General features: G+C 47.0%; 21 protein-coding genes. 14 read left to right on the forward strand and 7 right to left on the reverse strand.

All coding sequences use genetic code 11. From position 1 onward, the window contains the following. The first annotated feature begins 214 nt into the window (after window positions 1-214). Both OH458_RS16390 and OH458_RS16395 read left to right on the forward strand, forming a co-directional pair. Window positions 215-655 carry a CBS domain-containing protein gene (locus OH458_RS16390; protein ID WP_005471529.1) on the forward strand — a complete coding sequence of 147 codons (441 nt, stop codon included), beginning with the start codon at window positions 215-217 and terminating at the stop codon, window positions 653-655. A gap of 316 nt (window positions 656-971) precedes the next feature. Then, the gene (locus tag OH458_RS16395) at window positions 972-2,912 is read left to right on the forward strand and encodes a HAMP domain-containing methyl-accepting chemotaxis protein (RefSeq protein ID WP_269979143.1); all 1,941 of its coding nucleotides are present in this window, start codon (window positions 972-974) and stop codon (window positions 2,910-2,912) included. A 133-nt stretch (window positions 2,913-3,045) separates the two neighbouring features. Here the strand turns inward: OH458_RS16395 and aceA are convergent, their stop codons facing one another. The 3 genes from aceA to OH458_RS16410 all read right to left on the reverse strand — a co-directional run bounded on the left by aceA (window position 3,046) and on the right by OH458_RS16410 (window position 7,652). Beyond that, the gene (aceA, locus tag OH458_RS16400) at window positions 3,046-4,359 is read right to left on the reverse strand and encodes an isocitrate lyase (protein WP_005471528.1); all 1,314 of its coding nucleotides are present in this window, start codon (window positions 4,357-4,359) and stop codon (window positions 3,046-3,048) included. Window positions 4,360-4,479: 120 nt separating this feature from the next. Continuing rightward, the gene (gene aceB, locus OH458_RS16405; RefSeq protein ID WP_039624071.1) at window positions 4,480-6,126 is read right to left on the reverse strand and encodes a malate synthase A; all 1,647 of its coding nucleotides are present in this window, start codon (window positions 6,124-6,126) and stop codon (window positions 4,480-4,482) included. Window positions 6,127-6,746: 620 nt separating this feature from the next. Next, window positions 6,747-7,652: a hydrogen peroxide-inducible genes activator gene (locus OH458_RS16410; protein ID WP_005471575.1), complete on the reverse strand. Its 906-nt coding sequence runs from the start codon at window positions 7,650-7,652 to the stop codon at window positions 6,747-6,749. 199 nt (window positions 7,653-7,851) lie between these two features. Here OH458_RS16410 and OH458_RS16415 point away from each other — a divergent pair, with 199 nt between their 5' ends. Further along, on the forward strand, window positions 7,852-8,460 hold the full coding sequence (locus OH458_RS16415; RefSeq protein ID WP_004413049.1) for a peroxiredoxin C: 609 nt from the start codon (window positions 7,852-7,854) through the stop codon (window positions 8,458-8,460). A 330-nt stretch (window positions 8,461-8,790) separates the two neighbouring features. After that, a complete protein-coding gene (gene dapD / locus OH458_RS16420; protein WP_005471438.1) occupies window positions 8,791-9,822 on the forward strand; it encodes a 2,3,4,5-tetrahydropyridine-2,6-dicarboxylate N-succinyltransferase in 1,032 nt (343 codons plus the stop codon). A 114-nt stretch (window positions 9,823-9,936) separates the two neighbouring features. Here dapD and glpT read toward each other — a convergent pair whose 3' ends face one another. Together glpT and OH458_RS16430 are read right to left on the reverse strand one after the other, a co-directional pair. Continuing rightward, on the reverse strand, window positions 9,937-11,301 hold the full coding sequence (glpT, locus tag OH458_RS16425) for a glycerol-3-phosphate transporter (protein WP_269979144.1): 1,365 nt from the start codon (window positions 11,299-11,301) through the stop codon (window positions 9,937-9,939). Window positions 11,302-11,658: 357 nt separating this feature from the next. Next, on the reverse strand, window positions 11,659-12,168 hold the full coding sequence (locus tag OH458_RS16430; protein ID WP_269979145.1) for a DUF2867 domain-containing protein: 510 nt from the start codon (window positions 12,166-12,168) through the stop codon (window positions 11,659-11,661). A 308-nt stretch (window positions 12,169-12,476) separates the two neighbouring features. Here OH458_RS16430 and OH458_RS16440 point away from each other — a divergent pair, with 308 nt between their 5' ends. The 5 genes from OH458_RS16440 (at window position 12,477) to glpD (ending at window position 18,526) form a co-directional block, all read left to right on the forward strand. Then, window positions 12,477-13,001 (forward strand): TetR/AcrR family transcriptional regulator, encoded by a 525-nt coding sequence (locus OH458_RS16440; protein ID WP_038215435.1) that lies wholly within the window; start codon window positions 12,477-12,479, stop codon window positions 12,999-13,001. A gap of 424 nt (window positions 13,002-13,425) precedes the next feature. After that, window positions 13,426-14,277: an MIP/aquaporin family protein gene (locus OH458_RS16445; protein ID WP_269979146.1), complete on the forward strand. Its 852-nt coding sequence runs from the start codon at window positions 13,426-13,428 to the stop codon at window positions 14,275-14,277. Between the two features lie 56 nt (window positions 14,278-14,333). Continuing rightward, on the forward strand, window positions 14,334-15,854 hold the full coding sequence (gene glpK / locus OH458_RS16450; protein WP_269979147.1) for a glycerol kinase GlpK: 1,521 nt from the start codon (window positions 14,334-14,336) through the stop codon (window positions 15,852-15,854). Window positions 15,855-16,018: 164 nt separating this feature from the next. Then, window positions 16,019-16,786 (forward strand): DeoR/GlpR family transcriptional regulator, encoded by a 768-nt coding sequence (locus OH458_RS16455; protein ID WP_269979148.1) that lies wholly within the window; start codon window positions 16,019-16,021, stop codon window positions 16,784-16,786. 186 nt (window positions 16,787-16,972) lie between these two features. After that, window positions 16,973-18,526 carry a glycerol-3-phosphate dehydrogenase gene (gene glpD / locus OH458_RS16460; RefSeq protein ID WP_269979149.1) on the forward strand — a complete coding sequence of 518 codons (1,554 nt, stop codon included), beginning with the start codon at window positions 16,973-16,975 and terminating at the stop codon, window positions 18,524-18,526. 70 nt (window positions 18,527-18,596) lie between these two features. Here glpD and OH458_RS16465 read toward each other — a convergent pair whose 3' ends face one another. Further along, window positions 18,597-19,781: an NnrS family protein gene (locus OH458_RS16465; protein WP_269979150.1), complete on the reverse strand. Its 1,185-nt coding sequence runs from the start codon at window positions 19,779-19,781 to the stop codon at window positions 18,597-18,599. A gap of 251 nt (window positions 19,782-20,032) precedes the next feature. On the opposite strand from OH458_RS16465, the gene OH458_RS16470 reads away from it, so the two are divergent. Continuing rightward, complete coding sequence (locus OH458_RS16470; RefSeq protein WP_269979151.1) at window positions 20,033-20,593, forward strand: gamma-glutamylcyclotransferase family protein; 561 nt, start codon at window positions 20,033-20,035, stop codon at window positions 20,591-20,593. 88 nt (window positions 20,594-20,681) lie between these two features. Here the strand turns inward: OH458_RS16470 and OH458_RS16475 are convergent, their stop codons facing one another. Further along, window positions 20,682-21,563 (reverse strand): aldo/keto reductase, encoded by an 882-nt coding sequence (locus OH458_RS16475; RefSeq protein WP_269979152.1) that lies wholly within the window; start codon window positions 21,561-21,563, stop codon window positions 20,682-20,684. A 193-nt stretch (window positions 21,564-21,756) separates the two neighbouring features. Between OH458_RS16475 and OH458_RS16480 the strand changes: the two genes are divergently transcribed. The 4 genes from OH458_RS16480 (at window position 21,757) to OH458_RS16495 (ending at window position 25,552) form a co-directional block, all read left to right on the forward strand. Next, a complete protein-coding gene (locus tag OH458_RS16480; protein WP_269979153.1) occupies window positions 21,757-22,695 on the forward strand; it encodes a LysR family transcriptional regulator in 939 nt (312 codons plus the stop codon). 3 nt (window positions 22,696-22,698) lie between these two features. Further along, the gene (locus OH458_RS16485; protein ID WP_269979154.1) at window positions 22,699-23,043 is read left to right on the forward strand and encodes a ribosome recycling factor family protein; all 345 of its coding nucleotides are present in this window, start codon (window positions 22,699-22,701) and stop codon (window positions 23,041-23,043) included. Window positions 23,044-23,111: 68 nt separating this feature from the next. Continuing rightward, window positions 23,112-23,954: an SGNH/GDSL hydrolase family protein gene (locus OH458_RS16490; RefSeq protein ID WP_269979155.1), complete on the forward strand. Its 843-nt coding sequence runs from the start codon at window positions 23,112-23,114 to the stop codon at window positions 23,952-23,954. Between the two features lie 254 nt (window positions 23,955-24,208). Continuing rightward, a complete protein-coding gene (locus OH458_RS16495; RefSeq protein ID WP_038215244.1) occupies window positions 24,209-25,552 on the forward strand; it encodes an MATE family efflux transporter in 1,344 nt (447 codons plus the stop codon). The last annotated feature ends 12 nt before the right edge of the window (window positions 25,553-25,564 follow it).

A 25,564-nucleotide genomic window follows, 5' to 3' on the forward strand; every position in this document is an offset into this window, starting at 1 on the left:
CGTGCTCGCAATATCAAGGAAAGAGATGTGAATTATTGTAATCATTTGCCCCATTTAACCCTTCATTCACCTCCCACTCTCGCCGAGTGAACTCACCATTGATTTACCGCAAAAAAGTTACGGTTATCGAGACAAAAACGCGTTCAGCTCTCAAACTCAAGTGAAGAAAATCACTATATTTAAAGAGCAAAAAAGAATAAATCAGGAGGCAGCCATGATTAAGGTAGAAGATATGATGACGCGTAACCCGCATACGCTTCTTCGCTCCCACAATCTCGCCGATGCCAAAAACATGATGGAAGCGCTCGACATCCGTCATGTTCCTATCATCGATGCGGATAGAAAGTTATTGGGCGTCGTCTCACAGCGTGATGTACTCGCCGCTCAAGAATCAAGCCTACAAAAACTCCCCGAAAGTCAGTCCTATACTCTCAATACGCCGCTTTATGAAGTGATGAAAACCAGCATTATGTCCGTCGCGCCACAAGCAGGGTTAAAAGAGAGCGCAATCTACATGCAGAAACACAAAGTGGGCTGTTTACCTGTGGTAGATAAAGGCCATTTGGTTGGCATTATTACCGACAGCGACTTTGTTTCAATCGCCATCAATTTACTTGAACTGCAAGAAGAAGCTGAACCAGAAGAAATGGAGTAGATACGAACGTCTACATAGCAATGGAAGCGCGCGATATCGCTAGCGCTTCCATCACCCTCGACCTCGTAATTTGCAATGACACCGACAAGCTATTGTCGCCGCTAGAGAATATTACTCTCACCGTCGGATATATACCGATTCCCCTCTACAAAGCCACCAGCAACAAGGCATTTTTGCCTAAAGGTCACTCCATCAGATTATTTCTCTGAAAAATATCTAATCAGCCATTATAATTTAGTTACAAAACTATAAACAAAGATACATACCCACGTCAGTACACACCAATTGAAAAAGTCAGCTTAACAGGAACATTGGTATGAGCCTTAAAAAATTATTAACCCTTGGTTTCGGGGTAATCTTAGGCCTAATTTTGGTCATCTCCGTTGTCGCTTCATTTCGATTCTATCAATCCAGTGGTGGGTTCAATACATACCGTGGACTGGCATTGACCAGTGTCTCTACGGGGCGTGTTCAAGCCAATATTCTTGAGGCGCGCCTCGCGGCCTTAAAGTACATTCAGAACCACAATCCAGAAAACATCGCTGCGCTAAATGAGCGCATCAACACCGCTATCTCTCTGATAGAAGAGGTTCTCGACTCTCATATTAATGAAGGTCACAAGTCAGAGTTTGTCTCGATTGAAAATCAGCTAAAACAGTATAAGCAAGGCTTCAACCAAGTGATAGAACTGGTCAATCAGCGCAATCAGTTGGTCAAAGAGCAGTTAGATCCAGCCGGTCTCAATATGAGAAAGTCAGTAACAAATATCATGAATCAGGCAGCCACTGAGGATGATTTAGATGTGGCAGTCAGTGCGGGGACCCTCCAGCAACATTTATTGTTGTCACGCCTGTATGCTTCTAAATTCCTGACCAGTAACGCACAAAGTGATGCGCAGCGCGCTAACGAAGAGTTTGCCAAAGTGACGCAAATCGCAGAGCAGGTTGAATCTCAGTTGATGACATCAGAGCAAATTTCCCACCTCAATGCGTTTCAAGCGGCGTTTAAACAGTACCGCGAGGCGTTCGCAAACGTGGTGACAACGATCAATTCCCGTAACCAAGTGATTTCTGGCACGCTAGACGTCATGGGCGCGTCTGCAGCAAAAAACATTGAGGAAATAAAACTAACAACGCAAGAAAGCCAAGACAGCGTTGGCCCTGAAATGGTCGAGCGCTTTTCAAATGCTCAGTGGACCATTTTTGTACTTTCTGCAATCGTGATCATTATTGCGCTGGGCATTGCCATTGCGATTTATCGTAGCGTGCTAAAAGTGGTCGGTGGCGAACCAAGTGACATTGAAAAAATTGTTGCAGACGTATCCAAGGGCGACTTATCTAACCATATCCAAACGACAGGTAACGAAACCGGGATTTACGCCAACATCTTGCAAATGCGCACTGAGCTTCGCAGAATCATTGATGGCTTCCACCAGATCTCAGACAACGTCTCATCCGCTTCAGTTGAGCTGTCGGCGGTAATGGGTGAAACGGAAAACAATGCTCGCCAAGAGCTGAGTCAAATGGAGCAAATCGCAACGGCGATCAATGAACTTTCGAGCACCGCAAGTGAAGTGAGCCAAAATGCCGCGAACGCTGAAAACGCAGCATCTGAAGCGTCTACCAATGTGCAAAATGGCGGTAACTCTCTCGACTCTTCTGACCAAATTGCAAGCAAAGTGGACAGCTCGATTGGCGAAACGTCGAAAATTGTTAACCAACTTCAAGAGTACTCTGTCGAGATTGGCACGGTCGTGGAAGTGATTAACTCTATTTCAGAGCAAACTAATTTGCTGGCATTGAACGCAGCGATCGAGGCAGCTCGTGCTGGGGAGCAAGGACGTGGATTTGCTGTTGTTGCTGATGAAGTCCGCTCTCTTGCAGCGAAAACTCAGCAATCAACCGTCGATATTCAAGAAATCATCTCGCGCTTACAGGCTCAAGCAAAAGATGCCAATCAGTTTATGCAATCTAACTTAGCGCTCGCTGAAGAGTCACGTAAATACAGTGACGAACTCAGATCGGCATTTACCTCGATTACTGAGTCGGTTGGTTTGATTTCTGATATGAACACTCAGGTTGCAACCGCATCTGAAGAGCAGTCTGGCGTGACACAAGACATTTCACAAAACGTCTCTCTTACCTTCGACCTGGTTAACCAAAACGTGTCCGGTATTGAGCAAAGTAAGAGCGCCAGTGAAGAGCTTGCCTCTTTGGCGGTTAAACAAAAAGACCTGTTAAGCTTTTTCAAACTTTAAGGCATAAAAAAAGAGCGGCCTGCGCCGCTCAAAGCATGTCAAAATTTATGCCTAAACAGAATATCTGTACCTAAAATCGAGAGAGTTAACGCCTGACTATTAACTCTCTCGAGCGGTACGAATGGCTAAGGGATTAAAATTGGTCCTCTTCGGTAGAGCCAGTTAGCGCCGTCACTGAAGAGTTACCACCTTGAATGGTGTTGGTCATCTTATCGAAGTAACCGGTACCCACTTCTTGTTGGTGCGCAACGAATGTGTAGCCTTTCTCTGCCGCTTGGAACTCAGGGCGTTGTACTTTCTCAACGTAGTGACGCATACCCTCACCTTTCGCATAGTCATGCGCAAGTTCGAACATGTTGAACCACATATTGTGGATACCCGCCAGCGTGATGAACTGGTACTTGTAACCCATGTCAGAAAGCTCTTGTTGGAACTTCGCAATAGTTTCTGCGTCTAGGTTTTTCTCCCAGTTGAACGATGGAGAACAGTTGTAAGCAAGCAGTTGGTCTGGGTATTCCGCGTGAATCGCTTCTGCGAACTTACGCGCTTCCTCTAGACAAGGCGTTGCTGTCTCACACCAAATCAAATCAGCGTATGGTGCGTAAGCCAGACCGCGAGAGATTGCTTGGTCGATACCAGCACGTACACGGTAGAAACCTTCTTGAGTACGCTCACCAACGATGAAGTCTTTATCGTATGGGTCACAGTCTGATGTTAGTAGGTCAGCGGCGTTTGCATCCGTACGAGCAATTACCAGCGTTGTCGTACCTGCAACGTCTGCTGCTAGGCGCGCAGCAACCAATTTTTGCACCGCTTCTTGCGTAGGAACCAGTACTTTACCGCCCATGTGACCACATTTTTTCACTGAGGCAAGTTGGTCTTCGAAGTGAACACCCGCTGCGCCCGCGTCAATCATCGACTTCATTAGCTCGTAAGCGTTTAGTACACCACCAAAGCCTGCTTCCGCATCCGCAACGATAGGTAGGAAGTAATCAATGCCGCCTTCATCCGCTGGAGACTTACCCGCTGACCATTGAATTTGGTCGGCGCGACGGAATGAGTTGTTAATACGCTTAACCACAGACGGTACTGAATCAACTGGGTATAGCGATTGGTCAGGGTACATGGTTGACGCTGTGTTGTTATCAGCGGCTACTTGCCAACCTGAAAGGTAAATCGCTTCAATGCCTGCTTTTGCCTGCTGCACTGCTTGTCCACCCGTCAGCGCGCCCAGACAGTTTACGTAGCCTTTCTTTGCATCACCGTTGACTAGTGACCACAATTTATCCGCACCACGCTGTGCAATAGTGTTGGCAGGAACCATTGAACCACGAAGTTCAACAACTTCTTCAGCAGTATATGGACGCTTTACCTGTTTCCAACGTGGGTTGGTTGCCCAGTCTTTTTCCAGAGCTTCAATTTGTTGGCGGCGAGTTAAGTTAGTCATCGGTCTATCCCTCTTTGATGAGCGCTTCTATTTGTATCAACACGAGCGCTGTTATTGCATTTCGTTGGCGGTACTTCCTGCTCCGCCGCAGACATTCACGTTATTGTTTCGTTGTTTGTTCTAGTCCAAGTAGTCATAACCTGGAATAGTAAGGAAATTGGTAAGTTCATCACTGGTGGTCAGCTTCGCCATTAAATCAGCAGCTTCTTCAAAGCGCCCTGATTGATAACGTTCGTTGCCCACTTCTTGCTTCACAACCTCGATCTCTTCTGTCAGATATTGTTCAAATAGCGCTTTAGTCACGGTTTGCCCGTTGTCTAAAGATTTGCCATGTTGAATCCACTGCCAAATCGAAGCACGAGAGATTTCAGCGGTCGCCGCGTCTTCCATCAGGCCATAAATAGGTACACAGCCATTGCCTGAGATCCAAGCCTCGATGTATTGCAGCGCAACTCGAATGTTGTGGCGCATCCCCTGCTCTGTGATGCCTCCATCACACGGGGCGAGCAGGTCTTCTGCCGTCACAGGCGCATCTTGCTCACGAGAAACATTCAGCTGGTTGCTTCGCTGACCTAACGCTTGGTCAAACACAGCCAGTGCCGTATCGGCAAGTCCTGGATGCGCGACCCAAGTGCCGTCATGGCCGTTGCTTGCTTCGAGTGATTTGTCGTTGTAAACCTTATCAAGCACCTGTTGATTGGTTTGCGGGTCTTTCGCTGGGATAAAGGCGGCCATCCCTCCCATTGCGAAAGCGCCTCGCTTGTGACAAGTACGAACAAGTAAACGCGAATACGCATTTAGGAACGGCTTGTCCATTGTCACTACCTGGCGATCCGGCAGCACGCGATCGGGGTGTTTTTTCAAGGTTTTAATGTAGCTAAAGATGTAATCCCAGCGGCCACAGTTAAGACCAACGATGTGCTCTTTGAGTGAGAACAAAATCTCATCCATCTCAAACACTGCGGGCAAGGTTTCAATTAATACAGTGGCTTTGATGGTGCCAGTATCCAAGCCGAAATATTCTTCGGTGAAGTGGAATACCTGGCTCCACCACTGCGCTTCTTTGTGCGATTGCAGCTTCGGAATATAAAAGTAAGGGCCGCTGCCTTTTTTCAACAACGATTTGTGGTTGTTGTAAAAGTAAAGCGCAAAGTCAAACAGCGCCCCTGGAATGATCTGTCCGTTGAAAGTTACGTGTTTTTCTTTTAGATGTAAGCCACGCACGCGGCAGATCAAAACGGCTGGGTCGTCATCCAGCGCATAGTGCTTGCCATTGACCGGATTGGTGTAACTGATGGTGCCTTCAACCGCATCGCGCAAGTTGATTTGTCCATCGAGCACTTTATCCCAAGCGGGTGCCATCGAATCTTCAAAATCCGCCATGAATACTTTTACATTGGCATTCAATGCGTTGATAACCATTTTTCGGTCAGTTGGACCGGTAATCTCAACGCGGCGATCTTGTAGGTCGTGTGGTATCCCTTGGATCTTCCAGCTCCCTTCACGAATATCTTGCGTATCCTCTAGGAAGTCCGGCAACTCACCATCATCGATGCGCGCTTGCTTCTCTTCTCGAGCAGCAAGCAACTCATCGACCTGACTAGCGAATTTGTCACACAGCAGAGATAAAAAGGTTTGGGCTTCAACAGGGAAAATCGCTTGATGGTCTGGTGAAAGGGTACCAATCACATCAAGCATGCCTTCTTTACGTAGGGTTTCTTGGGCTTCTACTGTTGTTTTGTCTCTATCTGGTGTATTGGCAAGCATAATTCGTTCCTTCCAAAGCTCGTTTTATCCGGATTACATTTGTAACTATCAAACAACAAGACCACATCCTCACTCTTTGTTATTTGATTCCGGTTTTTCTGTTTTGTGGCTCTACTTTCGCCAACCTTGGATAGGTTTGCAATCTAGACATAAGTCTTACTAGGCCTGCATTTAAGCTATACCAACATGCGTTAGAGTAAAAGACCTAAAGTAAACAAAACGTTAAATTCAAAGTTTTGTTCCGCTCAATGCAAGTTGTTGATTTTGATCACCAAACCGCAACCAGTTACGTAATTTAATTACAGTAAAATTGGCAATGTAAAATCGTTTCAAACAAGCGTTTAACTTTAGAGAGGAGAGGAGTAAGCCTTATTGAGCAAGGCTGAAGGGCGATATGCAACCATTGGGTTAAACAGGCTGTTTTTTTACAGCTGTAAAATTCACATTGTGAAATTTCACAATTTAATGAAATCTTCATCAAAATTTCGTTGTGAAATTTTACAAGTCAAAGTTTACCAACAGAATAAAATGCTAAAAAGCACACTAAAACTAGTGTGCTTTTTGAGGTGATATTGGGGCTCTCGGCTAATACTAAGCGCTAAAACCGGATGAAATAAATATCAAAGCAGTTCAGAAACGACATCTGCAAGCTGATTAAAGGTACTGACTCGAGAAGAACTCGGACGCCAAACCAAGCCAATATGTCGATGTGCTTGCTGCCCAGGTGCATCAACAACCACTAGGTTTTGGTTATCAATCAAACCATGATCGATCGCCATTTGCGGAATAAAGGTGGTGCCCATCCCGTTCGCCACCATTTGCACTAAGGTATGAAGGCTCGTCGCTGAAAACGGATTGATCTTCTCTTTATCAGTCAATTGACAGGCAGAGACGGCATGTTCAGTCAAACAGTGCTCTTTCTCTAATAAGAAAACAAATTCATTCGGCAAGTCTGCATACTTTATGGGCGTTTGAATCGCGTCAGCTTGATTTTGACTGATGATCATTCGAAACGGGTCATTACCCACAATTCGACTGTCCATGCCATCGATATCAACCGGCAATGCCAATATAAGAACATCCAACTCACCATGACGCAGTGCTTCAAGAAGATTCGTTGTCGTGTCTTCTCTTAGTAGTAGGTTTAATTGAGGAAAGCGCTGATTCACCTCTTGTACGAGGTCACAGAGTAAGAAAGGCGCAATGGTCGGTATACAACCCACTCGCAACTGGCCTTCCATCTCGCCGCCTTGGCACAAACGGCCAAGCTCGACTAAGTCTTGACCTTTGGCCAATAAATCGCGACCGCTTTGGACAACGAGCTCGCCAGCTTGAGTAAATACCAGTGGGCTTTTCTTGTCTTTTTTCTCATAGAGAGGACAGCCAATCAGTTCTTCTAGATTTTGAATGCCTTTACTTAAGGTCGATTGACTCACGAAGCACTTTTCCGCCGCTTCGCTAAAATGACGCGTTTCATGCAGGGTGATCAGGTAATGTAACTGTTTAAGACTAGGCCACTTATTCATAGAACTATTTATAACTAACAGGTAGAAGTTGACCAAGTTAATGAATTCGAACTTATCGCTTTTTTCGATTAACTTAATCTATTTAATTCGCTTTTTCCCATACTACAATCTGTACTATAGTTTGTCGCGTACAAACACGGACTGAGTTGATAAAACTGACATCAATTCGGAACTAACCATACTTTTTAGGAGCAAAAAAATGGTACTAGTAGGTCGTCAAGCCCCAGATTTTACTGCTGCAGCTGTTCTAGGTAACGGTGAGATCGTTGATAACTTCAACTTCGCAGAGTTCACTAAAGGTAAGAAAGCAGTTGTTTTCTTCTACCCACTAGACTTCACTTTCGTTTGCCCATCAGAGCTAATCGCTTTTGACAACCGTCTAGCTGATTTCCAAGCTAAAGGCGTTGAAGTAATCGGTGTTTCTATCGATTCTCAATTCTCTCACAACGCATGGCGTAACACTGCTATCGAAGATGGCGGTATCGGTCAAGTTAAGTACCCACTAGTTGCTGACGTTAAGCACGAAATCTGTAAAGCATACGACGTTGAGCACCCAGAAGCAGGCGTTGCTTTCCGTGGTTCTTTTCTAATCGACGAAGACGGTCTAGTTCGTCACCAAGTAGTTAACGACCTACCACTAGGCCGTAACATCGACGAAATGCTACGCATGGTTGACGCTCTTAACTTCCACCAGAAGCACGGCGAAGTATGTCCTGCACAATGGGAAGAAGGTAAAGCAGGTATGGACGCATCGCCAAAAGGTGTTGCAGCGTTCCTATCTGAGCACGCAGAAGACCTAAGCAAGTAATTGCTTAAACACACCTAAGCTCAAAGGGTGTGATGGTTGGACGATATAAAGCTATAAGCACTAAGCGCGAAAAGCGCAACGCCAATCAGTTATAAGTAAAGTCTTAATCGAAAACCCGAAGCCATGCTTCGGGTTTTTTTATACCCATTTACGGGCCTATACCTATATAGGCAGAAAGACAACATATCGCTAAAGAGACAAAAAATATCGGCTTAAAGACTTTCTCGATTTCAGCCCTTTAAAGTCCCGATAGCTCTCTTTATGATGACTCTAACTTAATTTGAGAGAGCAACGACGCCCTCTAAGCAAATACAAACACGGAGATTCAACATGGCTTACTTTTCTCTTGCTTTTGGTACCGCGACTAAAAACCGCGACGGCAAAATCATTGAAGCATTTTTCCCAAACCCAGTACTAAACCCTGCAGATGCACTTGTTGACGCAGTAGCAAAAGTGGCAGGTTACGAGCAAGGCAACCAGGCGATCGAAATCTCTGCAGCGCAAAGTGCTGAACTTGCCGCAGCGTTTGAAGCAAATGGTGATAGCGCAAACGCGTCATTCGCAGCGAAAGCCGCAGAATCGGCTCAACCACTTGTGCTTGTGGTTCTTGCAACTGATGAAAAGCCAGCATCAGTTGCTGAAGGCTTCCTAAAACTACAACTTATTTCTAACCGTCTAGTGCAGCCACACGGCACAGTACTGGATGGTATTTTTGGTCTACTGCACAACATCGCATGGACGAACGAAGGCCCAATCGACTTACCTGAACTTGCTGATCGTCAAATCGAAGCTCGCCTAGCGGGTCGCGCACTGTCTGTAGACTGTGTCGACAAGTTCCCTAAAATGGTTGATTACGTGGTACCAGCTGGCGTTCGTATTGCGGACACGTCTCGCGTTCGTCTTGGCGCACATGTGGGTGAAGGTACAACGGTAATGCACGAAGGCTTCATCAACTTCAATGCGGGTACCACTGGCGTAAGCATGGTTGAAGGTCGTATTTCTGCGGGTGTTGTCGTTGGTAACGGCTCAGATATCGGTGGCGGCGCATCTATCATGGGCACACTATCTGGCGGTGGTACCGTGGTTGTGTCTATCGGAGAAAACTCACTGCTAGGCGCAAACGCAGGTCTTGGTTTCCCTCTAGGCGACCGTTGTACGGTTGAATCTGGTCTATACGTAACTGCAGGCTCAAAAGTGCGCATGCTAGACTCATCTGGCCAAGAAGTGGAAGTGGTTAAAGCGCGCGACCTAGCTGGCGTGTCTGATCTTCTATTCCGCCGCAACTCTGTGACGGGTCAAATTGAATGTCTTGCAAACAAATCAGCAGTTGAACTGAACAGTGAGCTTCACAGCAACAACTAATTCAGCATATCAGCTCTAAAAAATCCCCCTTCAGTGATCTGTTGGGGGATTTTTTGCTTAAGCCTCACGCTATGACGATAAGCGCAATTGCCGATGACATTGTTTTATCTTCCATTAGGCTAATGCGGCTTTCTCGCGAGCTTTTTGCTCATGGTGAGCACGCTCGCCTAAAAACGCATACGTCAGACACACAATCGAGGTAATACAAGAGCCGACTAGAATGATAAACCCACCATCCCAACCAAAGTGATCAACCGTGTAACCCAAAATGGCGTTCGCCGCTACCGCACCACCAAGATAACCAAACAGCCCCGTTAAACCTGCCGCTGTCCCAGCTGCTTTTTTCGGTGCAAGCTCAAGCGCATAAAGACCAATCAGCATCACTGGCCCATAAATTAAGAAACCAATCGCCACCAATGCCATCATATCAACAGCCGGGTTGCCTGCTGGGTTAAACCAGTAAACCAAGACAGCAAACGTCACTAACACCATAAACAAAATACCTGCAGGTGCACGACGGCCTTTGAATAGTTTGTCTGAGATCCAACCACAAAGAAGTGTGCCAGGAATCCCCGCCCATTCGTACAAGAAGTAGGCCCAAGATGATTTATCGACCGAGAAATCTTTCGCCTCTTTTAGGTAAACAGGCGCCCAGTCCAAGACACCGTAGCGAATCAAATAGACAAACGCATTGGCAATCGCGATCGACCACAGTAATTTGTTAGAGAATACGTATTTGAAGAAGATCTCTTTTGCCGTCATCTCCGTCTCATGTGACTTATCGTAGTCATCTGGATAATCATTTTTATGCTCTTCAATAGGAGGAAGTCCGCAAGACTGAGGTGTATCGCGAACCGTGAGCCAGATAAAGACGGCAACGAGAGTGGCAAAGAAGGCGGGAACATAGAAAGCAGTACGCCAATCATCGTTAAAGGCCCAAAGACCAAGAATAAACAGTGGACCAATCAAACCACCACCAACGTTATGAGCAACGTTCCAAACCGATACAATCTCGCCCCGCTCTTTACGTGACCACCAGTGAACCATGGTTCGTCCACATGCAGGCCACCCCATGCCTTGCACCCAGCCGTTGATAAAAAGCAGAATGAACATCGCAGTAATGCTGCCCGTCGCCCATGGCATAAAGCCAAAGCAGAACATAACCAAGGCCGACATTAACAAGCCACCACTCAAGAAGTAACGTGGATTCGAGCGATCAGACACGCTACCCATTAAGAATTTTGACAAGCCATAAGCAATAGAAACAGCCGCCAGAGCCACACCAAGATCGCCGCGGCTAAACCCTTGTTCAATAAGATACGGCATCGCCAAGCTAAAGTTCTTCCGTACTAGATAATAGCCTGCATAACCGACAAAAATGCCGATAAACAGTTGCCAACGTAGGCGCGAGTAAGCGCTATCGATCTTGTCAGCGGGCAAGCGATCGATATGCGCCTTAGGTCTAAAGATTCCAAACATAAAGGCCTCATTATAATTTTGAGCGATGGTAGGAGATTAAAACTCGAACGAGCAAAGAAAACTTTCGTTCGAAAACATGCGCATTCTATTTGAAAATCAATCGCTTTCTGTGACAAATGTTGCATAACAATTAAATTTAAGTAAAAACAGAATGTTAAGTACCTCTTTTAAGGGCAGCATTCCACTTCTAACAGAATTCGTTACTATCTTTACTCATCGAAAGCGAGCAAACGAATCCTTTCCCTGCGAATCATCATCAATAATGCGCATCCAAAGCACACGTAAGAAAGCAAGAAAGGCCTCATGATATTGAGACCTTTCACTTGCAGCTTGCGGTTTAATTCGCTTTATTGGGCGCTAATCTATCGATTCTAAACGTGAAAGCGCTCCTCTCACACTGGCTAAAGCTATCACCTTATGAAAGGGAATGATCGCCATTAAGTAGACGCGACCAACCAAACTGTTCGTGTTGACTAATGTAGTTAGGGTGAAGTGCCCAGCTTCAGTTTTCAGCAGCGATAGACTCACCTGCATATGTTTGTCTTCACTGGTGCAAATCACCTCCTCTTCAGACAACCACTCAACGCGGTGTAAGCCATTCGTGCATTGCTGCTCAAGCATCTCGACAGTGAGCGTTTCCGAGCGTGGTGAAACCGCAAAACCCAACGGCTTGACCAACTGGTTTCTTAACGCCATCAAGGTTTCAACAAATTGAGGAAGACGACCAAAAATATCGACATAAACCTCGGCAGGGCTGCGATCTTGGTCGGTGAGCGTAAAACTCAAACTATCGCTAAAGCCATGTTTTTTCCGCCGCCCGAAGAGACGACTTTTACTTGGAATATCTCCTGAAACGATACAACTCATACGCTGTCCTTAACCATTTTCATGATCGCAGATCGTACTTCTGGGCCACCAATAATGGCCAAAAACATCAGAGCCCCCGGAATCAGCACCAACATAAGTAAAGGACGTAAAAGATAAGAAAAACAAAAAAGCCCAGGGATAAAGATCAGCCACCGACACAACAAAATGGCAAACGTTCGAAGCATACTTTCCATGAATCACCTCAACAAAAAATGAGCACGCTCAATTTTATAAATGAGCGAGCTCAGTTTGTCAATAACCAGCACAAAGCGTATGATTCGAGCAAACGAATTAATCCTGAGATCATGATGAGCAAACGCGAGCAAACGAGACAAAAAATTCTTACATCAGCATGGCAACTGTTTGAGCAGCAAGGCTATCAGGAGACGTCTACCCGACAAATTGCTCGGCACGCAGGGGTGGCAGATGGCACTGTGTTCAGCCACTTTGAGACCAAATTGGCGATTTTACGTGAAGGGATGGTCAATCAACTTGCTGCCCTATCGCACCAAGCGCTACCTTTGCCGAGTCAAGATCCGATTGAGTTAGGAATGCAGTTTGCGAAAGCCTATTACAGCTACTATTTTGCCAACATTAATCTCAGCAAAGCACTGCTCAAAGAAGTGATTTGGGACATGGACTACTATCAATCATTTAATCAAGCGCTGTTTGACCAAGCAGAGCTTCCTGAATCTGTCCAAAGCAAGATCCCACTTATCCTCGATTGTTATTTTATGACCTTGATAAAGCACTTGAGTAAGCCAGCACCAAATGTGGAGATGGCACTCAACGAACTTCGCACTAAATATCAGCAGTTGATTGATTATCGCTAAGCCTCCTCCCCTTCGCTTTCTATTACGCTCGATTGCACTCTCTTTGGTATGACCAGTTATCACCACTTTCTGGTCAAACTTTTCCCAAACGGCTTTTGTTCTTGTAACCAAGGTCACAAGCAAGCAACAGTTTCTCCCACTTAAGGTTAGAAAAATGTAACATATACAGCATGTTACATCTAAACCACTCGTTAAGCGCACCCAAGCCAAAGCCTAACCGCATTGACTTACCGGTCAATTTACTGCTCGAACGTAAAATGTTCGAAAACACAAACTTCATTAACAAAAAAACCACTTTAATTTATCAAAATGATGTTCGAACGCTCATTTTTGAAGATTGTTTATTTTCGAATTGTTCTAAATGTGCAGAATGTGCGTTGTGCCAATCGATTACGCACACAAATGGAACAAAAGGACTCTTACTATGAATAATAAACAACCCTCTCTATTTGGAGAGTGCCTGTCCGAGTTTATCGGCACAGGATTACTGATCTTTTTTGGCGTTGGCTGTGTTGCTGCTCTGGTTCTAACCGGCGCACAATTCGGTCAATGGGAAATAAGCATTGTATGGGGCTTTGGTGTTGCCATTGCGATTTACTGTACAGCGGGCGTCTCTGGAGCTCATATCAACCCAGCGGTCACCATCGCACTTGCTGCCTTTCATGGCTTTGATAAGGCGAAAGTCGTGCCTTATATCATTTCACAACTGCTAGGCGCATTTTGCTCAGCGGCATTGGTCTACGCTCTCTACAGCAACCTGTTCACCGACTATGAAGTAGCGCATGGCTTCGCACGAAGCAGCCAAGAAGCGCTCTCTACCGCAGGCATTTTCTCGACATACCCACACGCTTCACTCTCTTTCTTTGGCGCTTTTGCTGTGGAATTTGTCATCACTGCTGTTCTTATGTTCGTGATTCTTGCGTTGGGCGACGAAAGCAATGGCGCTTCACGTGGTGCGATGAACCCGTTACTAATTGGTATCCTCATCGCGGTGATTGGCGGCTCGCTTGGTCCACTGACTGGCTTCGCCATGAACCCAGCTCGTGACTTTGCTCCGAAGTTATTTGCCTACTTCGCTGGTTGGGATTACGCACTATCAGGTGCGAAGGACATTCCATACTTTATTATCCCTATCCTTGCTCCTATCGCGGGTGCCTGTTTTGGTGGTTGGTTGTATCCAAAAGCAATCGCGGCGTACCTTCCTCAAGAAGGCCATGGCTGTACCATTCCAAACCAATGTGACACAGAAGAAGACGCACAAGAAGCTCGCGCGTAACCTATCTGCCCTGTATTAACTAAAATAGAAATAATGAAACAAAAAGGATTCTTACCATGACCGAGCAAAAGTACATTGTCGCCCTAGACCAAGGCACAACAAGCTCTCGCGCCGTAATCCTAGATCACGATGCGAACATTGTCAGCGTCGCGCAGCGTGAATTCACACAGATCTACCCAAAAGCAGGCTGGGTAGAACATGACCCTCTTGAGATTTGGGCAACCCAAAGCTCTACCTTAGTCGAAGCACTGGCTAAAACGGGCATCCGCTCAGATCAACTCGCAGGTATTGGTATTACTAACCAGCGTGAAACCACCATTGTCTGGAACAAAGAGACAGGCAAACCGGTTTACAACGCCATCGTATGGCAATGTCGACGCACAGCAGATATCTGTGAGTCACTCAAAGAGAAAGGGCTAGAAAGCTACGTTCGAGACAACACGGGCTTGGTGCTCGACCCGTACTTCTCTGGCACCAAAGTGAAATGGATTCTTGATAACGTTGAAGGCGCACGTGAAGATGCGCAAGCAGGCAAACTTCTGTTTGGTACTGTCGATACTTGGCTTGTCTGGAAAATGACCCAAGGCCGCGTGCACGTAACCGACTACACTAACGCATCGCGTACTATGCTGTTCAACATCAATGACTTGTGTTGGGATCAGAAAATGCTCGACGAGCTAGACATTCCAATGTCGATGATGCCAGAAGTGAAACGCTCGTCGGAAATTTACGGTCAAACGAACATTGGTGGTAAAGGAGGAACACGTATCCCTATCGCCGGTATTGCAGGTGACCAACAAGCTGCCTTGTATGGCCAAATGTGTGTTGAAGCTGGCCAAGCGAAAAACACCTACGGAACAGGTTGCTTCTTGTTAATGAATACAGGCCCAGAAAAAGTCACATCCAGCAATGGACTCCTTACCACCCTAGCTTGTGGCCCAACTGGTGAACCGGCTTATGCATTAGAAGGCGCGGTATTTATGGGTGGCGCATCCATCCAGTGGCTACGAGATGAAATGAAGCTGCTTGCCGATGCGAAAGACTCTGAGTATTTCGCGACAAAAGTAGACTCTTCTAACGGCGTGTATGTGGTACCTGCGTTTACAGGACTAGGCGCACCATACTGGGACGCGTATGCTCGCGGAACCATTGTTGGCCTAACTCGTGGAGTAAGCTCTAATCACATCATTCGTGCGACGCTAGAAGGCATTGCCTACCAAACCCGCGACGTACTAGATGCGATGCAAGCAGACTCTGGGATCAAGCTAGCTAACCTTCGCGTTGATGGCGGCGCAGTGGCCAACAACTTCTTAATGCAGTTCCAATCCGACGTGTTAGATACCGAAGTACACCGACCAGAAGTCACCGAAGTCACCGCACTGGGCGCTGCTTATCTAGCGGGCTTAGCAGTGGGCTACTGGAACAACATTGATGAGCTTAAAAACAAAGCGGTGTTAGATCGCACCTTTATCCCACACCACGATGAAGAGAAGCGAAACCGCCGCTATAAAGGTTGGAAGCGTGCTGTGAAATGTGCGCAAGTATGGTCAGAAATGCATAGCGAAGACGACGAGTAACCCTCCTTTTCATTCAGCAACAGCGACATTGGGCACCTTAAGGGTGCCCTTTTTTGCGTCCTCCCCCCGATTCCACTCACGCTTCGCTTCTCAGAACGAAAGAATTCGCGCACAATAGCGCGAGTTATTATTTTCGAATCAAGCTCGAACACAGGGAGCGACGAGTGAAGCAAATACCCAGGCATCAACAAATAATTGCCCTAGTTCAAAAACAAGGCTACGTGAGCACTGATGAACTCGTGGAAAAGTTCAATGTCAGTCCGCAAACCATTAGGCGAGATCTCAACGAACTTGCCGATGAGAACAAAATCCGCCGCTATCATGGCGGTGCGACCATTCCTTTGAGTTCAGAAAACACCTCTTATTCCGCGCGTAAGAACATGAACTTCAATGAAAAGGACGTGATCGCTGAAGAAGTGGTTAAGCACATTCCAGATGGCGCAACGCTGTTTATCGATATCGGTACCACACCTGAAGCCATCGCGCGTGCGCTGAGCAAAAGCCACAAACAGCTGCGTATCGTGACCAATAACCTTAACATCGCGACCATCCTACTGCCTAACCCAGAGTTTAAAGTCATCCTTGCCGGTGGCGAGGTTCGTAACCGTGACGGTGGCATCGTCGGTGAAGCGACACTCGACTTCATTAAGCAGTTTCGACTTGATTTCGGCATTCTCGGCATCAGTGGTATTGATTTCGATGGCTCACTGCTCGATTTCGACTACCACGAAGTGCGAGTCAAGCAGGCGATCATCGAAAACAGTCGCAGCGTATTTCTTGCGGTCGATCACACCAAATTTGGCCGCAACGCAATGGTCAAACTGGGCAATATTTCTCAGCTGCATATGCTCTTTACTAACAAGCAACCGCCAAAAGAGATCCTCACAATACTGCAGGAAAACGCAATCCCGCTTGAAGTGATCAGCGAGTAAGCACATTTCACACAGACTCATTACTTTTTAACCTTATTGAAACCTTTGTCGGCAGACGAAGGTTTTTTTTGTGTTTAAATCACACAAACGAACATAAACGAAAATAAAAGGTGATCAAAAACGAAAGCTAAGCTAAGATTCGTTTAGATTCAAAAATGCTCGTTCGCTCAACATAAGGTCATATTTATGAGTAACAATTCGAATGCGGCTAATTCGCAAAACATTTTAGATTTGATCGTTATTGGTGGTGGTATCAATGGCGCTGGTATTGCAGCTGATGCAGCAGGACGTGGTTTATCTGTTGGTCTGTATGAAGCAAACGACTTTGCTTCAGCCACTTCTTCAGCGAGCTCAAAACTCATTCACGGCGGGCTACGTTACCTCGAGCACTATGAGTTTCGATTAGTTTCGGAAGCGCTCGCAGAACGCGAGGTGATTCTGAACAAAGCACCGCATATCGCTCAGCCGATGCGTTTTCGTCTTCCTCATCGCCCTTTCCTGCGTCCAGCTTGGATGATCCGCTGCGGTCTGTTTTTGTACGACAACTTAGGAAAGCGTACCACTTTGCCTGCAAGTAAAGGTGTCGATTTAGCCAAATCAGGGATCCTCAAGCCTGAAATGAAAAAAGGCTTCGAGTACTCAGATTGCTGGGTCGATGATGCGCGTTTAGTGCTACTCAATGTTCTGGCTGCAAAAGAAAACCAAGCGGAAATCCGTAATTATTGCCGAGTTGAAAGCGCGCAGCGTGAAGGGGCAATGTGGAACGTCACCATTCGCGATGAATTAACAGGGCAAACCTTTGAGCGTAAATCGAAAGCCTTGGTCAATGCCGCAGGTCCTTGGGTGAAACAGTTCTTTGATGATGGGTTAGAGCAAGTCTCTCCAAGAAACATTCGTTTGATCAAAGGCTCGCATATTGTGGTTCCAAGAATCCATGATGAACCTCAAGCGTACATCCTACAAAACAAAGACAATCGCATTGTGTTTATGATCCCTTATTTGGATAAGTTCTCGATCATTGGCACAACGGATGTCGAATACAAAGGTGATCCGCGTGAAGTGGCGATCTCGGAAGATGAAGTCGACTACCTCATCGATATTGTTAATCAGCATTTCGTTCATCAACTAACACGTGATGACGTCGTTTGGACCTACAGTGGCGTTCGTCCATTGTGTGATGATGAATCAGACTCTCCACAAGCGATCACTCGCGACTACACGTTAGAACTCGACGCTGAATACGATCAAGCGCCATTGCTTTCAGTGTTTGGCGGCAAACTCACCACTTACCGTAAATTAGGTGAAGCCGCGCTCGAAAAACTGAAACCCTACTTGCCAGAGATGGGGACAGGATGGACAGCCAATCATGCGTTGCCAGGTGGTAACTTTAGCTGCTCACGGGAGCAACTCGCGCACAAAATCCACGCTGCGTATCCATGGATCCGTGAGTCTTTGCTACTGCGTTACGTCACTCAGTTTGGTACCTACACTTGGAAGCTGCTTGACGGTGTAGAAAGCATCGAAGATCTCGGCATGCAATTTTCTGAGGCTGCGGAAGGTGTCTACCAACGTGAAATCGATTATTTGATTCAGCAGGAGATGTCGGTCACCGAGGAAGATATCCTGTGGCGCAGAACCAAGCTCGGGCTCTATCTAAATAGCGAAGAACAGTCGGCGCTAAGTGATTATCTAAAGCGTCAACAGCCTTCTGAAGTGGTGACCCTTTCTAGAGCAAGCTAAGGTAGGTTATCCCCCATTTTCCTACCCTACAAAAAGGCTTGGCGAATATGCCAAGCCTTTACTTTTCCCTCTACCCCGGATGCCCGTCAACTCTGGTTTTTGTCAGCATCGCGCCAAATTTAAAGACGAATAAGCCAAACGCCACTGTCCAGAGCGCTGCACTCACATTGATCCAAAGCATCATGTTCGCAGGGTCAAATGCGACCCCAAGACTGCGTACCAGCGCAGCACCAATGATGGCAACAAACGCTACAACCATGTTGGGTCCTTGGTAGATTGCACGCCCTGTGTGGCCCATAGTCACACGAGCAATCATCGCAAGAATCACTCCGCCTATCGCGCCAATGGCAAACAGATGCAGCATGTTATGAGTCGCAAATGGATTATCAATCAAACCACGAAGGAGCAGGCTAATGGGAATGCACAGATAGGTCGCATGTAGAGACCAAACAAGGGGTTCGCTCAAGGTTTTCCACGGTTTCCAGCGCATCACTCTTATCAAATGCGCCATACCCGAAATCACCATAAGAGGCGCACCGAGCTGAGCAAATGTCATCGGAAAGAAACTTAAAATGAACAATCCAACCAATGGAAGGTTTGCTGCCCAATCAAGCCAAACAATAGGTTGCGGCTTGTCGAACTGAAAGCGACGCGCCGTAAAGAAGGGGATCACCCGACTCCCCATGATCGACAACAGCAAGGTGAACCACCAAAGCATCGCTTGCCAAACAGCAGAAGCCGGAAAAGGAGGCATTCCTTTAATCGCCGCATAGCTGGCAAAGTTGGCCACGACCGCGAGAACAAATAGAGGGACAAAAAATAGATTTCGCCATCCCTTCGCTTTAACCACTCGAGAGCCGACTTCGTAAGTTGTCATCAGAAGAAACAGCGCCTCAATGCTCGAAATGAGCCACAGTGGTGTCGGTGTCCAAAACAATACTCTTGGTAGCAACCACAGCAAGACCAGCAGCCCAAGGCGATAGCGCTTAGTACCGTTGATGCCCGTCCAGTTTTGTACCGCCGTCAGCACAAACCCCACCACAATCGCCATCGCAAAGCCAAACAACATTTCGTGGACGTGCCACCACAACGCAGGCACTTGCAGCGCAGAAGGTTGACCCGCTTGAAACATCCATACCCAGACAACAATTGAAACAACGGCGTACAGTGCGCCAAGCAAAAAGAAAGGTCTAAACCCTAGTCGCAACAAAGGCACAATCGCCTCTTCGACTTTTTTGTCGGTAATATTGAGCACAGAGTGACTCCTAAGTCATTCACATTGAAATACCCCCAAGACATCGCAAGAAACATTCCAAGTTGTAAAACCCCGTCATCGCTTGTTTTCAAGCAATTCTCGCGACAAAAGAACGTCAAAAAGACACAAATTAAAGATGTCATTTAGACTCACTAGAGTCATTTATTTATCTTTCAATTGCGGTTGAAACTCGGTAGTTTTAGAAGAATAAAAAAGGCCATACACTCAAGAGCCAAACAGAGGAGAGACGGATGACCCACTACATTTTCGGCTATGGCAGCTTAATGAACTCGGCTTCACGTCAATTAACGGGCCAAACATCAGCGGCGATCCCTGCGACTGCCCATGGGTTTAAACGCTATTGGGGGAAAGTGGATGACAGCTACATCTTATCGCCACTTGTGGTCGACCGTGGTGAAGGCAGCGTCAATGGCGTTGTTCTTCAAGTCAGCGCTTCCGGGTTGGCAGAATTTGATCGCAGAGAAAGAGGCTACCACCGCGTGAGTATCGCCCCTGAGAAACTGGACTGTGAACAGACATTCACGTCGCAAGATACGGTGTGGGTCTACATCAAAGATGCGCCCGAGCCACCATGTTCACTCAGCCCAATCATGCAAACTTATGTCGATACCGTACTCGCCGGCTGTTTAGAAATTTCTGAACAATTTGCCAAGCAGTTTGTTGAACAAACGGTTGGATGGCATTTCCCATTAGAGAATGATCGCCACCAGCCGAAATACGGCAATTTGGCGGGAGTAAAGCCAGAGCACCACAACACGATTGATGCTCTGGTGGCTGAAGCGAGAGCCTGAGAAGCCCAGCCGAAGATAGACCAACATTTTCACGTTGGCGTGTTCAAATAGAAAAGGCGAGACTCACAGCTCGCCTTTTTTGCATCGATTACGCGACGCCATGACCTTTAGAGGCAGTCCAGATGCGATACCACTGCTCTTTGGTTAGGGTGAGATCCATTGCCGCAACGGCGGTTTTTACACGCTCAATTTTGCCACTACCTACAATCGGCACGGGTCTCGATGGTAAGCGCATAACCCAAGCGTAGACCACTTGATCAATCGAGCTTGCTCCCACCTCTTGTGCAACTTCATCAAGAGTGGCACGTAGACGCGTCAACTGCTCACTCTGCCCATTAAACAGCTCTCCTTGCGCCAAGCAAGACCACGCCATTGGGCGAACACGCGCCTGTTGAAGCTGCTCGAGCGTGCCATCTTCTGTCACATGCAAGTTCACTGGGTTAATTTCAACTTGGTTGGTGATCAGCGCTGTATCCAAACGAGACTGCAACAGCGCAAACTGAGCTGGGGTAAAGTTCGACACGCCAAAATGCTTCACTTTGCCCGCCGCTTTTAGCTCGGCAAACGCTTCTGCTGCCTCATCCGCATCCATCAATAAGTCTGGACGGTGAAGTAAGAGTACATCCAAGTGGTCGGTGTTTAGACGCATAAGTGACTCATCCACCGATTTTACGATCGCCGCCTTGCCGCTGTCGTAGTGATTAACTTGGTTGCCATACCCACGATAAATACCACACTTGGAGACAATCTGGATTTGCTCACGTAACTGGCTATCTAACGCCAAGACTTCACCAAACAGTCGTTCACACGCTGAATCTGGTCCGTAAACAGGGGCGTGATCTACCGTGGTAATTCCTAATTCAACATGCTGTTTAACAAAAGCGTGTTGCTCTTGAGTGGTCATTCCCCACTCAGCCATTCGCCAATAGCCTTGGATCAGCGGCGAAAACACAGGGTGATCGTTTTGCATGGTTAATTTCCTATTTCAAAAGGCCTTGGTGCGTTGGCCAATAATTTCACTGCCTTCACTATACGCCCGACCTATGGCCTGATTAACCCCAACTTTGAGAAAATATAATTCGATATAACAAACAATCATCAAGTTTTCATTTTCTATATTGAATTATAATTCGCGCTCTAGGATGACGATTGGGTAATGAACCATGCACAAAATGCATAAAAGATTTGAGCGCTACGCCCTGTTTAGTGAAGTTGCTAAGCAGCTCAGCTTTTCAAAAGCCGCCGACCAGCTCGGTATTTCACGAAGTTACCTCTCCTCCCAGATCCAAGAGCTCGAACAAGAGTTAGAAACCAGCTTACTGATTCGCTCCACTCGCAGCGTGCGTTTGACCTCTGCGGGAGAAAAAATCCTCACCAAGATGCAAGGCGTCAACGAATCAATCTTGCAGTTAGAAAAAGAGCTCGACCACACCAAAAGTGAAGTCACTGGCGCTTTGAGGATCACAGCCCCAACGATTTTTAGCCACCGATTTTTGATCAATATTTGCCGAGAGTTTCAAGCGCTTCATCCGCAAATCGAGTTTGATCTCGACATCGGTTACACCCGTGAAGATCTGACCAAAAGCAACTTTGACCTCGCTATTCGCGCAACCAACTCACCTCCCGAAAACATGGTGGCGAAAAGGTTGATGTCTTATCAGCACATTTGCTGCGCTTCTCCCGCTTACCTTGAGCAAAATGGCCGCCCGCAACATCCCGAAGATCTTAAGCAACACAACTGCTTGTCTGATCCACATTTGACTCACTGGTCGTTTTCCAACGGCAATAACACCTTCGTCATCGACACTGATGGCGATATGTTTATCAACGATAATTTGTTATTGCTTGAAGCGGCCAAACAAGGCAAAGGGGTCATAAAAATGCCGGACTATTTGGTTCAGCCGGCAATTGATAATGGCGAGCTGATTCGCATCCTTGATGACTATTTTATTGTCGAGAGTGGCATCTATTTAATCTACCCACCAGAGCTTCGTGGTAGCACCAAACTCTCTGCCTTTACTGAGTTTGTCGTGCATTGGTTTAGCCGCAAGCACACTAACGAGCGCTCCTCTGTTGGTGCCTTAAATCAAGGGATTGCCTAAGCCATGCTTTCTATTACTCTGAACAGTTTTGTCCATCGAGTCGACGACAAATCCGCAGTGCTTGCACTCGCTTGTCGGCTCAACTGCCAACTCAAACGCATTCGGCGCTCTCGACACTGGCAACTGACGGGGGAAGAAGACGCGTTACGCACACTGATGACCCAGCTCGACTCAGAGGCAAACCTTTGGATTATCAAAGCGATTGAAAAACACCTTCCGGCTCCGAGCATCACGCCAGAGCAGCTATTGGAAAACAATCCAACCATAAGCGTCAGTCAATTGGTGAGCGAGAGCGGTTGTTCGTTAGCTCAAGCACGTGAAGCCATTGATAAATTTGAAGGGTTCTAGACATGTTGACCACCAGCGAACTGAGAAATCCAATCCACACCACCAGAATACGATAGAGAACACATTCGATGACCCAAGAACAACTCCTGCAAGCTCTCAAAGAGAATCAATGCCTCGACTTATTCGAGCTGTACTACGCCAATCAGCACCGCTCTTTCTACCAGTTGGTTGACGATCTCTACCAATTACGCGATGAACACGGCCTTTCTACTCGCATCTCTGCATTGCGTTCAGAAATTGAAGCACTCACCGAGCATCTAGACGCAGAATCCATAACCCCTGAGCAATTCGCACAAATCTGCCGAAACCTAGACCTAAATCAACGAGCACACAAAATGAGCCGATTCATCCTGACCCAAGACAATCACTCCGCCTTTGCGACAACAGTCGACCTTGTGATGTTTGGTGATTCAATCACGGAATGGGGCCCGTGGCATGACGCTCTCTCCAACATAAAACTGGCCAATCGCGGCCTTGCAGGTGACACCACATCAGGCATGGTTCGTCGCATGAGTACAACCACCGCCTGCCAGCCAAAACTGGTCTGTGTCATGGCGGGGATCAACGATCTCTCGCAAGGTTACTCAGTTCAAGAGGTTTTGGGTAACTATCGTCAAATGCTCGAACACTGGGAAAGCCACAATATTGAAGTTTGGGTTCAGTCTACGCTCTACGTCGGTGAGCGAATCGCGTCACTCAATCCACAGGTGACAGAACTCAACCAAAAGCTAGAGCAGCTCTGCGGCGAGAAGAACATGCGCTTCATCGACTTAAACACGTCACTCTCACCAGAAGGATTTCTGCCGTTGACCCACAGTTGCGATGACCTGCATCTAAACTCGAACGCCTATCGACTCTGGGTAGACACATTAGCCCCACAACTGGACGCGTTCTTCCAGCATCAAGATTGATCCCACCTCTATTCGGCAGCCTTTAGATACAATATTAGGCTGCCATCTTTGCAAGTTTTCACCTCGCTCTAACATGAGTGAGCGCACTGCGTCACGCGCAGCAGCGACGCTAAGTGGCTCACTCAATAACTTAACAACTAGCCCTACAAACTGAGATCTTGTCGCCTTTTTTCTCACTCAATAAGAATACCTTTACCCTTACTATTGGTGCGCTTATATAATTACTCACTTATCTCTCTCTTTTTTCATTCGCTATGCCAAACCCAACTTCTTCCATCGACAAAAGAATGAGCATTGTCGCGCTGACTTGGCCTCTATTTGTCGAGATCTTGCTGCGAACCGCGCTCAATACCAGCGATGTATTCATGCTAAGCGGCTACTCTGATAAAGCGGTATCTGCGGTTGGGGTGATTTCTCAGTTGTCGTTCTTTCTGATCATTGTCTCTTCAATGGTCAGCAGTGGCACTGGCATACTTATCGCTCAGTACAATGGCGCCAATCGACATCAAGATTCTGCCTATGTGGGCGTAGCCAGTATTGCACTGTCGTTTGTGGTTGGCTTAGCGCTGAGCGTTATCGCGCTCATTGGTGCGTATCAGTTCTTGCCACTCTATGGTTTGGAAGCACAGGTCGAGCAATATGCGCATGAATATCTAGTGATCAGTGGCGCCCTCACCTTTAATGTCACCATGGGCATCGTCTTAACCACCATTTTGCGCAGCAACGGCTACTCTCGCTCTCCGATGGTGGTCAACCTTATCAGCGGCGTGATCAATATCGTCGGCAACTACATTGCGCTCTACCAGCCTTTTGGCCTGCCCGTTTACGGTGTTGAAGGCGTCGCGATCGCAACCGTAATTAGCCAAGTCATCGGCACACTGATTCTTTGCGTCGTCGTCAAACGTTCCGATATCGCCCTTCCATTCGCCGAATTTGGTCAAATTCCGAAACTCATCTACTCACGTATTGTGAAAATTGGCGTGATGAATGCAGGAGAAGTGCTTTCATACAACATGGCGCAAATTTGCATTACCTTTTTTATTGTCCAAATGGGGACGGCCTCTCTCGCAGCGTTTACTTATGCGCAAAACATTGCTCGCCTCTCGTTTGCTTTTGCGCTTGCACTTGGGCAAGGCAGCCAGATTCAAGCAGGCTACTACATCGGACGCGGCTGGATTGACTCCATTCTGCAACTGGTTCAAAAGTACTTTGTGATCGGTTTTATCGTCTCCACCATAGTGACGGTTTCCATCTACTTGCTCCGAGATAGCATCATCGCGATTTTTACCACCCAACCAGAAATTGCGGCGTTAACTGCAAGTTTGATCGCGGGTTCCATCATTTTGGAAGCGGGACGGGTCTTTAACCTGATTTTTATCTCCGCTCTGAAAGCGGCTGGAGACATCCAATTCCCTGTCAAAATGGGGATTCTCAGCATGTGGGGATGGGGCGTTGGAATGAGTTACCTATTCGGCGTTCACTGGGGGGCGGGCGTATTAGGCGCTTGGATGGCCATCGCCCTCGATGAGTGGTTTCGTGGTTTGATTATGGCTCACCGTTGGCGATCTAAAGTTTGGACTCGATACACACTCAACTAGCTGATTCAAAAT

Source organism: Vibrio sp. MarTm2 (genome assembly GCF_027587055.1).
GTDB classification, from domain to species: domain Bacteria; phylum Pseudomonadota; class Gammaproteobacteria; order Enterobacterales; family Vibrionaceae; genus Vibrio; species Vibrio sinaloensis_D.

Bases quoted from the DNA above. Each gene is read 5' to 3' on its own strand.
- OH458_RS16415 (WP_004413049.1), top strand. From the start codon at position 7,852: ATGGTACTAGTAGGTCGTCAAGCCCCAGATTTTACTGCTGCAGCTGTT.
- OH458_RS16495 (WP_038215244.1), top strand. From the start codon at position 24,209: ATGCCAAACCCAACTTCTTCCATCGACAAAAGAATGAGCATTGTCGCG.
- glpD (WP_269979149.1), top strand. From the start codon at position 16,973: ATGAGTAACAATTCGAATGCGGCTAATTCGCAAAACATTTTAGATTTG.
- OH458_RS16475 (WP_269979152.1), bottom strand. From the start codon at position 21,563: ATGCAAAACGATCACCCTGTGTTTTCGCCGCTGATCCAAGGCTATTGG.
- OH458_RS16430 (WP_269979145.1), bottom strand. From the start codon at position 12,168: ATGAGTTGTATCGTTTCAGGAGATATTCCAAGTAAAAGTCGTCTCTTC.
- aceB (WP_039624071.1), bottom strand. From the start codon at position 6,126: ATGCTTGCCAATACACCAGATAGAGACAAAACAACAGTAGAAGCCCAA.
- OH458_RS16445 (WP_269979146.1), top strand. From the start codon at position 13,426: ATGAATAATAAACAACCCTCTCTATTTGGAGAGTGCCTGTCCGAGTTT.
- OH458_RS16480 (WP_269979153.1), top strand. From the start codon at position 21,757: ATGCACAAAATGCATAAAAGATTTGAGCGCTACGCCCTGTTTAGTGAA.
- OH458_RS16490 (WP_269979155.1), top strand. From the start codon at position 23,112: ATGACCCAAGAACAACTCCTGCAAGCTCTCAAAGAGAATCAATGCCTC.
- glpT (WP_269979144.1), bottom strand. From the start codon at position 11,301: ATGTTTGGAATCTTTAGACCTAAGGCGCATATCGATCGCTTGCCCGCT.
- OH458_RS16395 (WP_269979143.1), top strand. From the start codon at position 972: ATGAGCCTTAAAAAATTATTAACCCTTGGTTTCGGGGTAATCTTAGGC.
- dapD (WP_005471438.1), top strand. From the start codon at position 8,791: ATGGCTTACTTTTCTCTTGCTTTTGGTACCGCGACTAAAAACCGCGAC.
- OH458_RS16410 (WP_005471575.1), bottom strand. From the start codon at position 7,652: ATGAATAAGTGGCCTAGTCTTAAACAGTTACATTACCTGATCACCCTG.
- OH458_RS16485 (WP_269979154.1), top strand. From the start codon at position 22,699: ATGCTTTCTATTACTCTGAACAGTTTTGTCCATCGAGTCGACGACAAA.
- OH458_RS16470 (WP_269979151.1), top strand. From the start codon at position 20,033: ATGACCCACTACATTTTCGGCTATGGCAGCTTAATGAACTCGGCTTCA.
- OH458_RS16390 (WP_005471529.1), top strand. From the start codon at position 215: ATGATTAAGGTAGAAGATATGATGACGCGTAACCCGCATACGCTTCTT.
- glpK (WP_269979147.1), top strand. From the start codon at position 14,334: ATGACCGAGCAAAAGTACATTGTCGCCCTAGACCAAGGCACAACAAGC.
- aceA (WP_005471528.1), bottom strand. From the start codon at position 4,359: ATGACTAACTTAACTCGCCGCCAACAAATTGAAGCTCTGGAAAAAGAC.
- OH458_RS16440 (WP_038215435.1), top strand. From the start codon at position 12,477: ATGAGCAAACGCGAGCAAACGAGACAAAAAATTCTTACATCAGCATGG.